We start from the raw sequence: 16,080 nt of genomic DNA, 5'->3' as shown, positions 1-16,080 counted from the left end.
AAATGGATTTTTCTTATATCTTAGAAACCTTTATGAAAACAGTGCAAGGGATACCCGTAACACTCTCTATTCTGTTCGTTGCATTGGGATTAAGTTTTTTTCCAGCTCTCTTTTTGGCTTTGGGACAAATTTATAAAGTACGAGGTGTTAAGACCTTCTCAGTTGTGTATCTCGCTTTTATCCGAGCAACACCACCTATTTTATTGATACTTTTCTTTTACAGTCTTTTTCCTAGTCTGCTCAATCAGTTTTTTAAAAGTATCGGAAGTGGAATTGATGTATTTACCTTTAATCCTTTGTATTATGCCTTTATTATCTATAGTTTAATGACGACAGGTACCTTATCAGAAATATTGCGTTCAGCTCTTTTAACAGTTGATAAGGGACAATTGGAAGCGGCGCAAGCCATCGGTCTAACGACAAGACAAGCTTATGTGCGAATTATTTTTCCTCAAGCACTTCGTTTTGCCTTGCCAAATATTTGTAATCTAGTAATCAATATCGTCAAAGGAACCTCATTAGTCTTTGTCATGACAATTAAGGATATTACAGCCATTGCTCGCGTGGAGGCCTCTTACGGATATCAATATTTTGAGTCTTATTTTGTTATCTTTATCCTCTACCTCATTCTATGTGGTTTGATTCAGCTGGGGTTTCATCTATTAGAAAAATATTTTCATTTTGAAAAGAAAACATCCTAAAATTAGTTCTTTAAAAAGACGATAGATTCAGAAATTTTTAAACTAGGTATTATTTTGAAAGGAAGTGCTATGTTAGAAGCGAAACATATATCAAAGACATTCGGAGATCACCAAGTTTTAGTGGATGTCAATTTAACTGTAAAGCAAGGAGATGTTGTCGTGATTCTGGGTCCATCTGGATCAGGAAAAACAACTTTTCTTCGCTGTCTTAACCATTTAGAAAAAGCAAATAGTGGGCAACTAACTTTAGCAGATGAGAAATATGATTTAGCTAATTTGAATAAAAAACAAATTTTAGATATACGAAAGAAAACTGCTTTTGTTTTTCAACATTATAACCTATTTGCGAATAAAACAGCTTTGGAGAATATTTTAGAAGGACTAGTAGTTGCAAGGAAAGTACCGAAAGATCAAGCATTGCAGATTGCCCAGTCGGCACTAGAGAAAGTGGGGCTCCTTGATTATAAGGATTACTATCCTTCTCAATTATCAGGAGGACAACAACAACGTATTGGATTAGCAAGAGCTATTGCAGTAAAACCAGAAGTCATTCTGTTGGATGAACCAACTTCAGCACTTGATCCTGAGTTAGTAGGAGATGTACTAGATGTGATGAAACAATTGGCTAATGAAGGAACCACTATGGTAGTTGTCACACATGAGATGAGTTTTGCTAGGGATGTGGCTAACCATGTTGTTTTTATGGATGGGGGGCAAGTTGTCGAAGAAGGTAAACCGGATGATATCTTTACAAGACCAAGAGAGAAACGGACACAACAGTTTTTAGCTCGCCTTTTATCAGATGCAAGCTATGATTTAGAGTATATGATTTAAGTAGGCTGGGCGAAAATTGTCCAGTCTATGCTTTTATCAATAATAGTGATAATTGTACTAAATGTGGTTGATTGGTGAGATGTGAAGTTTTTTTAGCAGACGGTTTTCTTCTAGTTTCTTCTGTTTATTTTATAGAACCTTTCATTACATTATTGAAAAGAAAGTTTTCTAAAAATTATAAAACCGCTTTCAAAATGGTGTAAATTTTGCTATACTAGATACAGATTAGAAAGTGTAACATATGATTTTAAAAAACAGTTAGAAAAGGAGTTATGATGCCACAATCTACATTTATTAGTAAAATAGAAGCTGCTTGCTTAAAGAAAGAAGCTTTATTTGACCAGAGTAAAGGAAAATACGCTCTGAGATCTATTTTTGCGGGGGCATTTCTGACTTTTAGCACTGGTGCGGGTGCTATTGCAGCAGATTTGATTAACAAAATTGTACCTGGTTTTGGACGATTTTTATTTCCTTTTATATTTGCTTGGGGATTAGCTTATATTGTATTTTTAAATGCTGAATTAGTAACCTCTAATATGATGTTTTTGACAGCTGGTAGCTATTTAAAGAAAATATCTTGGAAGAAAAGTCTCTCTATTTTACTATTTTGTACTTTTTTCAATCTAGTTGGAACTCTTATCGTTGGCTGGGCATTTGCAAATTCAGCTGCCTATGCCACGTTAAGCCATGATAGTTTTATTGTGGGGGTTGTTGAAACGAAACTAGCGCGAACGAATGATCTGGTATTATTAGAGGGGATTATTGCTAATATCTTTGTTAATATTGCCATTTTATCATTCATTTTAGTTAAAGATGGAACTGCTAAACTTTGTTTGGTTCTATCTGCTATCTACATGTTTGTTTTCTTGACAAATGAACACTTGGCGGCCAATTTTGCTTCATTTTCAATTGTGAAATTTAGTGTTGTAGCGGATCAAGTGGCTCATTTTGATTTTTTAAACATTTTGCGGCATTGGGGAGTTACTTTCTTGGGCAATCTTATAGGTGGTGGGATTCTTATTGGATTACCTTATGCTTGGTTAAATAGCAAACAGACAGATTATGTTGATGAATAAACAGTAAAAAGACAAATAAGCACGATTCAATCTGTAAGATTGAATCGTGCTTATTTTATGGAAGCATTAAATTTTTTTACAAGTTTTACAACCGCTTCAGTTCTTGCTGTATGTGGAAACATATCCACAGACTGGATATAAACCACGTCATAGACCTTAGTCAATTTAACGAGGTCACGTGCAAGCGTAGAAACATTACAGGAGACATACACCATCTTGTCTGGAGCATATTTGACAATCGTATCGAGTAGTCTGTCGTCAAGACCTGTTCGTGGAGGGTCGACGATAAGAGCATCTGCACGATATCCTTCACGATACCAGCGAGGGATGATTTCTTCGGCTGTTCCAGCTTCGTAGTAGGTGTTATTAAAACCCATACGGATTGCGTTTCGTTTAGCATCCTCAATAGCTTCAGGGATGATATCCATCCCTCTGAGGCTTTTTACTTTCTTGGCAAAAGCAAAGCCAATGGTTCCAACGCCACAATAGGCATCAATCAGGTGATCATTAGGATTGACATCAAGAGCCTTGATAGCCTCACTATAAAGTATTTCTGTTTGTTCAGGATTTAATTGATAAAAGGCGCGTGGTGAAAGTGAAAATTCATAATCTAATACACCTTCAAGGATGCTAGGAGTTCCCCATATAATCTGTGTTTTTTCCCCGTATATGTCACTCGTTTTCGCCGTATTTAAATTAGTCGCAACAGTAACAATCTCTGGGAATTCTTCTACCAAATCTTTGACAAGATTAGTTAGGTTAAGCTGGCGGTTCGTGATGATAATCATCTGTACTTGCCCAGATTGCCTAGCTTTGCGAACCATAATTGTACGCACTCCAAGAGTTCTGCGTTCATCCGTAATTGGAATTTGATAATAAGTTAGTAGTTCTGCAATCCGATTTGCAATTTTTTGAGTATCTCGATCTTGTACTAGGCAATCTCTCAGTTCGACTAGATAGTGGGAATTTTGAGCGTAAAGACCAGCTTTTACTTTTCCTTTAAATTTTCGAGTTTGAAATTGTAGTTTTGCTCGGTAATATTTGGGTTCTTTCATGCCGATGGTTGGTCGAATTTCGTAATTCTCATAACCAACTGGAGCAAATTTTTTCAAAGCTTGGTGAAGTAAATCACTTTTAAATTCTAGCTGTTTATCATAATGAAGGTGCATGATCTGACAACCTCCACAGTCATTATATATGGTACAAGCCGGAACAACTCGAAATTTTGATTTTTTATTGATGGTTAGCAGTTTTGCTTCAACAAAATTCCGTTTAACAGTTGTAACTTGACAATAAATTTCCTCCCCTTTTAAGGCTCCTGGAACAAAAACAAGCGTCTTGTGATAAAAACCAATGCCTTCCCCATTTATTCCCATTCGTTTAATTTTTAAGGGGATTTTTTGTTTTACTTTTAGATTCATACCTTCATTATACCATGGATTTGGCTCATGTCGGAAAAATATGATAGAATAATTCTTGAAAGAGGAAATCAGAAAGATGAAGATTACAAAACTTGAAAAGAAAAAACGACTCTATCTTATGGAATTGGATGAGTCGGACAGACTTTATATCACAGAAGACACCATTGTGCGCTTTATGCTGTCAAAACAGAAGGAAATATCGCAAGAAGAATTGGACAAAATAACTCATTTTGCTCAATTTTCTTATGGGAAAAATCTTGCTCTTTATCATTTATCTTTTAAGTCTAGAACGACCAAGGAAGTTAAGGACTATTTGCAAAAGTATGAGATAAGAGACGAGATTATACCGCAAGTTATCGCAGATTTGAAAGAAAATAAATGGTTAGATGATCGGCAATACACCTGGAATTTCATTAATTCTAATCAGATGTCTGGAGACAAAGGGGCATATGCCTTAAAACAAAAATTAATTCAAAAAGGAGTTGATTCAAAGCTTATTGAAGACGTGTTGAGTGACTTTGATTTAGCTCCAGTTGCGCAACGAACGGCTGAAAAGTTGCTAAGGAAGTATAAAGGGAAACTACCACCTAAAGCATTAGAAGGGAAAATAATTCAAAACTTATCTAGTAAAGGTTTTTCATATTCTCAAGGGAGAGCAGCTTTTGACTTACTTGATATAGAGGAAGATGAAGAAAACACGCAGGAACTGCTTGAAAAAGACTTAGAGAAGCAGTATCGAAAGTATTCAAGGAAATATGAAGGCTATGAGTTAAGACAGCGCTTGATTCAAGCTCTTGCTCGTAAAGGCTACTCTTTTTCGGATATCGATACAATGCTAAGAGACTATTTATAGTGAAAACGTAATCACGTATTTTTGACAGTTTAAATCAAGAAAATTGTTAAAATTATGGTACAATAATAGAGATAAACTTGATTGTAGAAAGTTGGTAAGTGATGAGATTACCTAAAGAAGGCGACTTTATTACAATTCAAAGTTATAAGCATGATGGGAGTCTTCACCGAACATGGCGAGACACCATGGTACTAAAAACTACTGAAAATGCTATTATCGGCGTCAATGACCATACTCTTGTGACTGAGAGTGATGGTCGCCGTTGGGTAACACGTGAGCCCGCTATTGTCTATTTTCATAAAAAATATTGGTTCAATATTATTGCAATGATACGAGATGGAGGAGTCTCTTACTATTGTAATCTAGCTAGTCCCTACTATATGGATACAGAAGCCCTTAAATACATAGATTATGACTTGGATGTTAAGGTTTTTGCTGATGGGGAGAAGCGTTTGCTAGATGTTGAAGAGTATGAACGCCATAAGCGAAAAATGAAATACTCAGCAGACATTGACTATATTTTAAAAGAAAATGTCAAGATATTGGTAGATTGGATAAACCATCAAAAGGGACCTTTCTCTCAGGCTTATGTCAATATTTGGTACAAACGTTATGTTGAACTAAAGAATCGGTAAAGTTTTCCATGTTTATAAAAAAACTCTCTGCTTAGGAGAGTTTTTTAATTGGGACAAGTATGATATAATGAAATAAAACTTTTAAGGAGAAACGATGAGTTACGAACAAGAATTTATGGAGGATTTTGAATCTTGGGTTCAAGCCCAAATCCTGATTAATGAGATGGCCCTTAAGGAAAGTAAACAAGTTTTCGAGGAAGATCAAGACGAGCGTGCGAGAGATGCGATGCTTCGTTATGAAAGTCGCCTAGATGCTTACCAATTTTTAATTGGCAAGTTTGAAAATTTTAAAACTAGGAAATCTTTTCATGATTTACCAGATGGTCTTTTTGGTGAGCGAAATTACTAAGCTGTAATCTCGAAAAGATAGTTTTCACTGATAGATTATAAGTTTAAGGGAGTGGGACAGAACTCAAAAATGAAATTTTTAGTTCCTAGTCCCACCCCCGCAAGGATATTTAGGAGTTCTTACAATCTTGAAAAGCGAAGAAAGACTCCAGTCATCTCCTGCGTTATTAGTTTATTACTGAGCATATTTGGAGGCTGAAGACTATTGTCCCAGCCTCTTTTTGTTGGTGACATAAAAGAGAACATAGCCTGACCTTATTAGAACATTTCATATTCATCAGGGAGAAGTACGGTCTCCCTTCCTTGTCGATCAACGACATACACTTCCATAGGGTAAAAAGGGTCGAAGTGTTGGGAGAAGTCAAATCCAATGCTTGTTTGCATCTGTTCTTGAGAAAAACGTAGACTGACAGTGCCGTGATTATTGAGGATTTCAAAGCGAATACAGTGTTGTAATGGGAACACTCCTTTTAAAAAATTGTCAATTACATACCAAATATCATCAATCACTTCACTAGAGAGGGAAGCAGCTACTCCAAAGCTTGCATAACGTCCTCTTGTATTTGTAAAAGCCATAGCTAACTCCCGGTCATTTTGATTTGTCTATATCTTACAAAAAAAGGGGAGAAAATGCAAGAAATTAAACGGTTTCTCCTAGTTTTAATAAAAGATAAATAGTTCAGTTCCTAAACCCACTTTACGATGCATATATTTTCATAAACTATGAATAATAAGTAAAAAAATACTTGAAAACTTTCCCCATTTTTGATATGATAGTGCAATCAAACTTTTTCAGAGAATTTGCACCTCATTCTCATGAAATAGTTTTAAGTCTACAAGTTTCCAACATGAGAAGGGATTTTCTTATTGTTTTTGCTGACTTGGACTGGATTTTATATTAAGGAGGGATCTCTATGTCCTATGTTTTTGAGATATTGCCTAGTTTATTGAGCGGGGCGAGCATCACTTTACAGGTATTTGCTTGGGTTTTGATTCTGTCGATTCCCTTAGGAATTGCGGTAGCTTTTTTGATGCAAGTCCATTTTAAGCCGCTAAACTGGCTGATCCATATCTACATCTGGATAATGAGGGGAACTCCACTCTTACTCCAGCTCATTTTTATTTATTATGTCCTGCCTAATGTTGGCATTCGTTTGGATCGAATGCCTGCGGTAATTATTGCTTTTACGCTAAATTACGCGGCTTACTTTGCTGAAATTTTTCGTGGGGGAATCGCTGCAATCCCAAGGGGACAATATGAAGCAGCTAAAGTTTTAAAATTGACTTCCTGGCAGACAGTTCGTTTTATTACTCTTCCGCAAGTGACAAAACTAGTTTTGCCAAGTGTATTTAACGAAGTGATGACATTGGTCAAAGATACTTCCTTAGTTTATGCCCTCGGTGTAAGTGATTTGATTTTGGCTAGTCGGACGGCTGCTAATCGAGATGCTAGTCTTGCCCCCATGTTTATTGCTGGAGCTATCTATTTGATTATGATTGGACTTGTGACCATTATTTCTAAGCAAGTAGAAAAGAAATTTAGCTACTATAAATAGGAGCTGCTTATGTTAGAATTAAAAAATATTAGTAAACGATTTGGTGACAAACAAATCTTATCTGAGTTTAACCTTACTATCCCTGAAAAGAAAATTCTTGTAATTGTTGGTCCATCTGGCGGTGGTAAAACGACACTACTTAGAATGTTAGCTGGTCTTGAGAGTATTGACTCGGGAGAAATTATCTATAATGGTGAAAGGCTAGCTTTGGATGAACTTGGTAAGAGAAATTTATTAGGGTTTGTTTTTCAAGATTTTCAGTTATTTCCACATTTATCAGTTCTTGAAAATTTAATCCTATCGCCAACAAAAACGATGCATCAAACTAGAGAAGAAGCAGAAAAAAAGGCGAGTGTGCTTTTAGAACGCTTGGGACTAGCTGAACATGCTTCTGCTTATCCATTCTCACTTTCAGGAGGACAAAAGCAACGAGTTGCTTTAGCGCGCGCCATGATGATTAACCCAGAAATTATTGGCTATGATGAACCGACGTCGGCACTTGATCCAGAACTCCGACTTGAAGTAGAAAAACTAATTTTAGCTAACCGTGAATTAGGGATTACGCAAATTGTTGTCACTCATGATATGCAGTTTGCAGAAAATATTGCGGATGTTTTATTAAAAGTAGAGCCTAAATAGGAGGAAATGCAGATGAAAAAATTAAGTTTAATCATTGCAACTTTTGTAAGTTCTCTGATTCTCGTTGCCTGTGGTCAGTCAGCTAGTAATGTGAGTTCAGATAATTGGTCGAATTATGAAACAAACAAAACTATTACAATTGGATTTGATAACACGTTTGTCCCCATGGGATTTGAGCAAAAGGATGGCTCTTATACTGGTTTTGATATTGATTTGGCTACGGCAGTCTTTGAGAAGTATGGGATTACAGTCAAGTGGCAACCAATTGATTGGGATATGAAGGAGTCTGAATTAAACAAAGGAACGATTGATTTGATATGGAATGGCTATTCTGCTACAGATGAGCGTCGTGAAAAGGTTCTTTTTACTGACACCTATATGAAAAATGAGCAAGTTTTAGTTAGTAAAAAAACCTCAACTATCTCAAGTGTTAAAGACATGACTGATAAAAAATTAGGTGCTCAAGCTGGTTCATCCGGTTATTCAGATTTTGAAGCAAATCCAGATATCCTAAAGAATCAGGTTGCAAATCAGGAAGCCACTCAATATCAAACCTTTAATGAAGCTTTGATTGATTTGCAAAATGACCGTATTGACGCCCTTTTGATTGATCGTGTTTATGCCAACTATTATCTAGAACAAGAAGGCATCTTAAACGATTATAACGTATTCTCTGCTGGATTTAATACAGAATCCTTTGCTGTTGGGGCTCGAAAAGCAGATACAACTCTTGTAAGTAAAATCAATGAAGCTTTTAAAGAGCTATATAAAACTGGTAAATTTCAAGAGATTTCTCAAAAATGGTTTGGTGAAGATGTAGCTACAGATGATATTAAATAGTCAGAAAGTCGCTTGCCATTAGGCAGGTGATTTTCTGACTGTTTTGTATTGTTTTTAGAAAATAATGACTGAATTTACCTACTTTTTCTGAAATCATGCTTGTAATTATAGAATTTATGGTATACTAAAAGAGAGTACATTTTAGGAGAATTGTTGTGAATAAAAAAGTATTTGCTAAGCTGATATATCTAATAGGAATTTATTCTATCATCTTTAGTTGTTTGCTTCAACCATCTCTTGTTTCAGCGGATGAACTAATGGACATTACCCGTGCGGCAGGTTATACAGATGTTCAAGAAATCAATCGTCCCAAGTCATCCATTCTTATTGATGGCAATACTGGAGATGTGCTGTGGCAGGATAATGCAGATGAAATTCGAGATCCTGCCTCTATGAGCAAGGTAATGACGCTTTACTTGGTATTTGAAGCGATTCATCAAGGTAAGATAAGTGAAGATACGGTGATTACTGCGACTCCAGCTGATCAGGCTACAGCTAAGATTTATGAGATTTCCAATAACAAAATCATTGCAGGGGTTGACTACACGGTGTCAGAGCTGATTACAATGACTGCCGTACCATCCTCAAATGCAACTACCATCATGTTAGCAAACTATCTTTCTAATTATGATCCTGATGCTTGGCTTGACAGTATGAATCAGAAAGCACAAGAATTGGGGATGACAAATACCCAGTGGTTTAATGCTTCGGGTGCTGCAGCTGTAGCTTTTAAAGGATATTATAATCCACAACGTTATGATAATTATTCCTCCAACAAAACAACAGCACGTGACTTGGCAATTTTAACCTATAACTTTGTAAAAAATTATCCAGGTATTCTGAATTATACGAACAAACCTGTTGTGACAGTTAAGGCAGGTACTCCATATGAAGAAACGTTTGAAACCTATAACTATTCCCTTCCTGGAGCTAAGTATGGAATCGAAGGGGTAGATGGTTTAAAGACTGGCTCTAGTCCGGAGGGTGCTTTCAATTATATTGCCACTATCAAACGTGGGGAACAGAGGATGATTGCAATCATTATGGGAGTTGGAGATTGGTCGGATCAAGATGGGGAATACTATCGACATCCTTTTGGAAATGCTCTCATTGAAAAGATGTATAGTGATTATGAGTATAAGAAATTACTAACTGCTGGTGAGCATACTATTAATGGGAAAAAGTATAAGTTAAATAAGGATTTTTACGGTGTTGTGAAGAAGGATCAGCCTGTCGGTTTTTCTGTTGAAGGGAATCAATTAAAAGTAGAAAACAATCTTGAAACAGTGTCGCCTTTAATCTCTAACAGTCAAGAAGTAGAAGAAGTAAAAGGTATCTTTGATTTTGGAGGAGATAAAACTGCTGACTCGAGTGCATCAAGTGTTAGCAGTACTAGTAAGACAGAAAGTTCACAAGTTACGTTTTCTCCTATTTGGTTCGTTTGTCTCTTACCTGCAGGGATTTTATTCCTGATTATTTGGTTAGAGGGAAGAAGAAGGAGTCGTCTTCGTCAAAAATAGATTAAGATTAAAAAGAGGGGATTGAAAATCCCCTTTTTAGTCATCTAGTTAGTGATATTTTAGTTCATTAATCTAGGAGTCATCTTTGTTTCATGGTATAATATACTTACCCTCATCTTAGAAAGAAAAACTATGGTATTATCAAAAAAACGTGCTAGGTATGTTATCGAAGAAATTATTGCTCTTTTTCCTGATGCTCAACCTAGCCTTGATTTTCGAAATGATTTTGAATTAGTAATTGCAGTTCTTTTATCTGCTCAGACAACTGATAAGGCTGTTAATAAAGTAACACCAGCTCTATTTGAAGCTTATCCTACCCCTGAAGCTATGGCAGTAGCTTCGGAGAGTGATTTAGCTAGCTATATCTCAACATTGGGTCTTTATCGAAATAAGGCTAAGTTTATGAAAAAGTGTGCTCAACAGTTAGTAGTAGACTTTGGTGGAAAAGTTCCTCATACTCGTAAGGAACTGGAAAGTTTAGCTGGCGTAGGACGTAAGACAGCAAATGTCGTTATGAGTGTAGGATTTGGGATTCCTGCTTTTGCTGTCGATACTCATGTGGAGCGCATCTGCAAGCATCATGATATTGTGAAGAAGTCGGCTACCCCTAGAGAAGTGGAAGATTATGTTTGTTCAATTCTTCCACCTGATAAGTGGTTAGCAGCACATCAAGCTATGATATACTTTGGTCGAGCTATCTGCCATCCTAAAAATCCCGAGTGCGATCACTATCCGCAACTGTATGATTTTAGTAAGTTATACTAATAGTAGCGTCAACAGAAATAGATGTATAAATTTAGCATATCATATAAGTAAAGGACTTAGCTTTGTGTAGAATAAATGCTAAGTCCTTTTCATTATGCGACTATTAGTCCGTCTCGCTCCGTTAGGTGCGAGACAAAAAGCTCCAAACGCAATACAGTAAAGGTGTTTAAGCCAATTGTAAAGCGAAAGGAGAAGAAAAATTATCCAGTGGATGATTTCTTCACGAGTCTAAAAATTTGAGAACGAGTAAAGCATGATATAGCACTGGATTCTTGAGTGTAAAAGAATATGAGGATCCCTTTAGGGATAGTGGTAAGTAATACTAAAGTCTCTTTAAGAGGTAAGTGACGAGTCAAATGAAATAAGGATTGAACAAAGTGAAAGCCAGCGTCTTTAGGCGCCGGCTGGTGATTTGGGTTTATAGCCCTGGTACAAACCACCCGTTTGACGGGTGGTCCTGATTTTTTTAAATATCCTCAAATATGCTATAATAGAACTAGAAAATTTAAGAAACCCGAAGGGTACCCTTCCTTTATTATATTCATAATAAAGGAAGGGTACCCTTCCTTTATTATATTCATAATAAAGGAATCCCATCAGCCCTTCATAAAAATTTCAAGAAGGAATAAAGTATGGTAGAACAGATAACAAATGAAAAAATGCACCACGAAAGGATGGCGACGAATATCAAAGAGAAGGCTTCTTTGATATGGAATATCGCTGATATTTTACGAGGGCTTTATAAGCCACATGAATACGGTAAGGTTATTCTGCCGATGACGGTCATTAAACGGTTGCACGACACCTTGCTACCGACAAGAGATGATGTACTTGAGGTTGCGAAATCAGTGACAAATATCAAGGTTACGCAAATCAGAGACAGAAAATTAACAGATGCTTCTGGTTATAAATTTTACAATACAAGTCGTTTTACCTTTGAGAATCTGCTAAGCGATCCTGAAAATATCTACGACAATTTCAATGCCTTCCTTAATGGCTTTTCTGAAAATGTTAGAGACATTCTTGACAATTTTGAGTTCGACAAAGAGATTTCAAAGATGGCAACTAACGATGCCTTGTTTGCAGTTATTCAAGAGTTTAACAGCCAGAAAGCCTATTTAGGTGCGGATACTGTCACTTCGACGGACATGGGGTATATCTTTGAAGAGCTGGTTCGTCGATTTTCTGAGAGTTACGGTGAGGATGCTGGGGCTCACTTTACCAGTAGGGATATTATCTACTTGATGACAGACATTCTCCTAATCGATGAAAATCCATCAGATAAGCCTATCGTACGGACGATTTACGACCAGACTATGGGAACATCTCAGATGCTTTCAGCCATGATGGAGAGAATCAAAGATCTTGATGCCGATGCAGACGTTACAACCTTTGGTCAAGAGATAAACCCAGAGACCTATGCAATTGCTAAGGCAGACACCATGATTCGAGGTGGAAATCCTGATAATATGGCTTTGGGCTCTACTCTTTCCAAGGATGCTTTTTCAGGTTATACCTTTGACTACTTGATTTCAAACCCTCCATTTGGTATTGACTGGAAGAAAGACCAAAATGCCGTAAAAGAAGAGGCTGAATTAGGAGAAAAAGGTCGTTTTGGCGTGGGGCTTCCCAAAATATCAGATGGTCAGCTTCTTTTTCAGCTAAATGGCATTTCTAAGCTGAAAGATACAGGTCGTATGGCAATTATTCATAACGGTTCGGCTCTCTTTTCTGGCAATGCTGGCGGTGGGGAGTCTGCAATCCGTGAGCATGTTATCATGAACGACTGGTTGGAGGCGATTATTCAGCTACCGACAGACTTGTTTTATAATACTGGAATTTCAACCTACATCTGGATTATCACTAAAAATAAGGCTAAGGAGCGTCATGGGAAAGTGCAGTTGCTGGATGCCAGCAAGGCTTTTGCCAAACGGCGGAAAAATATCGGTGATAAGAGGGTGGATATCAAAAAAGCTCAGCGAGAACTCATCGTACAGGCTTACGGAGAATTTGCCAATAAAACCTATACCGAAGGTGATACCATGGTAGAGTCTAAAATCTTTGATAATGACTTTTTTGGTTATCAAAAAGTGACCGTTGAAACCCCTCTCTATGATGAAAATGGAACAATCATCCGCAAGAAAAATAGGAAAGTAGAAGCCGACACCAGCAAACGAGATACCGAGGATATCCCACTGACAGAGGATATTGACTCCTATATAGCTCGAGAAGTGCTACCCTTTAATCCTGACGCTTGGGTGGATAAAAAGAAAACCAAGATTGGCTATGAAATCCCCTTTACACGCTTGTTTTATAAATACCAAGCACCAGAAAGATCAGAGGTTATCGCAAAGCGTATCAAAGCCTTAGAGGAGAAAATTGTAAAAAACTTCGAATCTCTGAGTAGCAATGACTTGGAGGACTTGTGATGAGAAAGATGAAAAACAGTGGTGTTGAATGGATAGGAGAGATTCCTGAGGAGTGGGAATTAAGACGATGGAAATATGTACTCAGTGAACGTAAAGAAAAAAATGACCCAATTATTACGAATTTTATCCTATCTTTGTCAGTAGAAAACGGAGTTTTTCCATACTCAGAAAAAACAGGGGGAGGAAATAAGGCTAAAGAAGATTTATCTGCTTATAAAGTAGCACGACCAAACGATATTGTCGTGAATAGTATGAATATTTTGGCTGGTGCAGTTGGTCTTTCTAGTTGGTTAGGGGCAGTAAGTCCAGTATATTATACTTATTACTCGGATAATGATAGAGATGACATCAACTATTATTGCTACCTTTTTCAATCTGAACAATTTCAAAGAAGTTTGCTGGGATTAGGAAATGGTATTTTGATTAAAGAGTCGGGTAATGGGAAATTAAACACTATAAGAATGAGAATCCCATCCGAGAAATTAAATCGGTTGTTAATTCCAATCCCTCCTATTTCCGAACAACAAAAAATTGCCAACTTTCTCGACCAAAAAATAACTTTGATTGATGAGATTATCAGTGATAGTAAGAAATCCATCGAGGAGTTAAAAGCCTATAAACAATCGCTGATTACAGAAATTGTCACAAAAGGACTTGACCCAAGTGTGACGATGGTGCCGTCTGGTATCGATTGGATAGGGGATATTCCAGAGGGGTGGGATTATACAAAAATAAAGTATATTGTGCAAATCAACCCTCAATACAACGATAATTTTTCAAATGATGACTTGGCTACGTTTCTACCTATGGACAGATTGAAAAACGGCTATACTATTAATGATTTACAGCAAGAAATTGGTTCATTGAGGGGAAAATATAATTATTTTGCAAATGGAGATATTGTTCTAGCTAAGGTTCGTCCTTCTTTTGAGAATGGAAACATTGCAATTGTTTCAAATTTGTTAAATGGTATAGGTTTCGGAACATCAGAAATATTTACCATCAGGAATGAAAAAAAGGGGGAGTTCAGTTCAAGATATTTGTTTTATTATCTACAAAATAGTAATTTTATAAATATTGGTTCATCAACAATGACTGGTGTAGCTGGTTTGAAACGTATTTCTACTCAATTTATTCAAAATTATTATATCCCAGATTTATCTTTTGAAGATGGCGAGATGATTGCCGACTTCCTCGACCTAAAAACAGCCCAAATAGATGCTATTATAACAGAAAAGGAAAACCTTATTTCCGAATACGAAAGCTATAAGAAGTCGATGATTTATGAGTATGTAACAGGCAAAAAGCAGGTAGAAGAAGATGAAGGTTGATTTTGAACTATTGCTAAAACCAAAAACTAATGATGAAGATTTATGCCAGTTATTTTGGAAATCCTTCGAAAATAATCGTGAGATTAGTCAATTAGAGCAGACCAATACGCTTGCTTGTACTTTCCCAGAGGATAACCCGCTACAATTTAAAACAATCATTAGAAAATCAGATAATATCCTCCATTGTCGATTAAAAGCAATGGTTGATGTTCATTGGAGAAAGGCGTATTTCTATGATAAGTTTCGAGCAAGGATAAGTGGGATTTTGAGTCAATATTTTGAAGTAACTCAATATTCTGCTGATTTATCAGCCTATTATGCGAAAAAATGTTACTCGACTCTCCTTGATTATGAAACCAACTTAAGAAAAATTTTTTACTTCATTTACCATTTTTATGATGTGACCGCTGCCACTGATGAACGAAAAAAACAAACCCTAAATGATTATGTTGAAGATTTGGATTTGAGCCAGCTAGAAAAATTTTTGTTTGCGAAAGATTGGTTAGCAGTCGGGGACTCCTATGAATTTTGTGGTATTAGTAAAAATAGAAATCTATACGAGAAACTTCAAAAGCTAACTGAAAAGATAGAATTTCGAAGTCTGTGGGAAATAAATATAAAACCTTTATTACCAAGGCACGATATTGATGAAGAAGTCATAACGAAGATTCGAAATGTTCGAAACAAGGTTGCCCATCATAAAGAAATGAGTTTTAAGGACTTACAGTTCTGTAGAAATGAAGTTCGAACCTATGCTAACAGATTTCACGAAATCCAAGCTGAGCTACTTGAAAGGAAATTTTACCAAAATACAAAGGTTTCAACTGTTGCGCTACAAGGACTTCTTGAAATGTCGAAACAATTTCAAAAAGCGGTTGAAGCCTACACAAAGACAATACCGGTCCACAATGCAATTCTGTTAGGAGAAATAATAGCAAAGGCAATGAATAGTATAACTATTCCTAGAATAGATATTTCCAAAACCATTGCACCTACTATGGCAGAGATTGCTAATTCTCATGCTGAACGTATATCAAAAATAATGCAAAATACAACTATCTCTCAGATAGGCGTGTTAGGAAATGATGAGCAAGAAAGTTCATCGGAAAACGATGAAGAAGATAAGGAATAA

General features: G+C 36.5%; 16 protein-coding genes. 14 read left to right on the top strand and 2 right to left on the bottom strand.

The window, feature by feature from the left end:
- Positions 1-2: 2 nt before the first annotated feature.
- From STRDD10_RS05980 to STRDD10_RS05970, 3 genes are all read left to right on the top strand, one after another.
- Complete coding sequence (locus STRDD10_RS05980; RefSeq protein ID WP_067193929.1) at positions 3-701, top strand: amino acid ABC transporter permease; 699 nt, start codon at positions 3-5, stop codon at positions 699-701.
- A gap of 69 nt (positions 702-770) precedes the next feature.
- Positions 771-1,535: an amino acid ABC transporter ATP-binding protein gene (locus STRDD10_RS05975; protein ID WP_067193927.1), complete on the top strand. Its 765-nt coding sequence runs from the start codon at positions 771-773 to the stop codon at positions 1,533-1,535.
- Between the two features lie 275 nt (positions 1,536-1,810).
- Positions 1,811-2,611: a formate/nitrite transporter family protein gene (locus STRDD10_RS05970; RefSeq protein WP_067193925.1), complete on the top strand. Its 801-nt coding sequence runs from the start codon at positions 1,811-1,813 to the stop codon at positions 2,609-2,611.
- Between the two features lie 50 nt (positions 2,612-2,661).
- On the opposite strand, the gene rlmD is transcribed toward STRDD10_RS05970, so the two are convergent.
- Positions 2,662-4,032 carry a 23S rRNA (uracil(1939)-C(5))-methyltransferase RlmD gene (gene rlmD, locus STRDD10_RS05965; RefSeq protein ID WP_067193923.1) on the bottom strand — a complete coding sequence of 457 codons (1,371 nt, stop codon included), beginning with the start codon at positions 4,030-4,032 and terminating at the stop codon, positions 2,662-2,664.
- 76 nt (positions 4,033-4,108) lie between these two features.
- Here rlmD and recX point away from each other — a divergent pair, with 76 nt between their 5' ends.
- The 3 genes from recX (at position 4,109) to STRDD10_RS05950 (ending at position 5,869) form a co-directional block, all read left to right on the top strand.
- Positions 4,109-4,885: a recombination regulator RecX gene (recX, locus tag STRDD10_RS05960; protein ID WP_067193922.1), complete on the top strand. Its 777-nt coding sequence runs from the start codon at positions 4,109-4,111 to the stop codon at positions 4,883-4,885.
- Between the two features lie 101 nt (positions 4,886-4,986).
- Positions 4,987-5,520, top strand: coding sequence for a nucleoside tri-diphosphate phosphatase (gene ntdP / locus STRDD10_RS05955; RefSeq protein ID WP_067193920.1), 534 nt, complete (start codon positions 4,987-4,989; stop codon positions 5,518-5,520).
- A 94-nt stretch (positions 5,521-5,614) separates the two neighbouring features.
- Positions 5,615-5,869, top strand: a complete 255-nt coding sequence (locus STRDD10_RS05950; protein ID WP_067193919.1) for a DUF1912 family protein — start codon at positions 5,615-5,617, stop codon at positions 5,867-5,869.
- A 257-nt stretch (positions 5,870-6,126) separates the two neighbouring features.
- Here STRDD10_RS05950 and STRDD10_RS05945 read toward each other — a convergent pair whose 3' ends face one another.
- Positions 6,127-6,444 (bottom strand): DUF960 domain-containing protein, encoded by a 318-nt coding sequence (locus STRDD10_RS05945; RefSeq protein ID WP_067193917.1) that lies wholly within the window; start codon positions 6,442-6,444, stop codon positions 6,127-6,129.
- Positions 6,445-6,782: 338 nt separating this feature from the next.
- Between STRDD10_RS05945 and STRDD10_RS05940 the strand changes: the two genes are divergently transcribed.
- The 8 genes from STRDD10_RS05940 to STRDD10_RS05905 all read left to right on the top strand — a co-directional run bounded on the left by STRDD10_RS05940 (position 6,783) and on the right by STRDD10_RS05905 (position 16,080).
- Positions 6,783-7,424, top strand: a complete 642-nt coding sequence (locus tag STRDD10_RS05940; RefSeq protein ID WP_067193916.1) for an amino acid ABC transporter permease — start codon at positions 6,783-6,785, stop codon at positions 7,422-7,424.
- 9 nt (positions 7,425-7,433) lie between these two features.
- On the top strand, positions 7,434-8,063 hold the full coding sequence (locus STRDD10_RS05935; RefSeq protein WP_067193914.1) for an amino acid ABC transporter ATP-binding protein: 630 nt from the start codon (positions 7,434-7,436) through the stop codon (positions 8,061-8,063).
- 12 nt (positions 8,064-8,075) lie between these two features.
- Positions 8,076-8,903: an amino acid ABC transporter substrate-binding protein gene (locus tag STRDD10_RS05930; RefSeq protein WP_067193912.1), complete on the top strand. Its 828-nt coding sequence runs from the start codon at positions 8,076-8,078 to the stop codon at positions 8,901-8,903.
- A 182-nt stretch (positions 8,904-9,085) separates the two neighbouring features.
- The gene (locus tag STRDD10_RS05925) at positions 9,086-10,423 is read left to right on the top strand and encodes a DUF1958 domain-containing protein (RefSeq protein ID WP_443031092.1); all 1,338 of its coding nucleotides are present in this window, start codon (positions 9,086-9,088) and stop codon (positions 10,421-10,423) included.
- A gap of 132 nt (positions 10,424-10,555) precedes the next feature.
- Complete coding sequence (gene nth / locus STRDD10_RS05920; protein WP_067193910.1) at positions 10,556-11,188, top strand: endonuclease III; 633 nt, start codon at positions 10,556-10,558, stop codon at positions 11,186-11,188.
- A gap of 632 nt (positions 11,189-11,820) precedes the next feature.
- Positions 11,821-13,617, top strand: a complete 1,797-nt coding sequence (locus STRDD10_RS05915) for a type I restriction-modification system subunit M (protein WP_067193908.1) — start codon at positions 11,821-11,823, stop codon at positions 13,615-13,617.
- Positions 13,617-14,948 carry a restriction endonuclease subunit S gene (locus STRDD10_RS05910; protein ID WP_067193907.1) on the top strand — a complete coding sequence of 444 codons (1,332 nt, stop codon included), beginning with the start codon at positions 13,617-13,619 and terminating at the stop codon, positions 14,946-14,948. The genes STRDD10_RS05915 and STRDD10_RS05910 overlap by 1 nt, the downstream gene beginning before the upstream one ends.
- Positions 14,938-16,080 carry a HEPN domain-containing protein gene (locus STRDD10_RS05905; protein WP_067193905.1) on the top strand — a complete coding sequence of 381 codons (1,143 nt, stop codon included), beginning with the start codon at positions 14,938-14,940 and terminating at the stop codon, positions 16,078-16,080. Before STRDD10_RS05910 ends, STRDD10_RS05905 begins: the two co-directional genes overlap by 11 nt.

The organism is Streptococcus sp. DD10 (assembly GCF_001578805.1).
In the GTDB taxonomy this organism is placed as follows: Bacteria; Bacillota; Bacilli; order Lactobacillales; family Streptococcaceae; genus Streptococcus.
The sequence above is the reverse complement of the archived record's forward strand: the minus strand, read 5'-3'. Positions and strand labels throughout refer to the sequence as shown.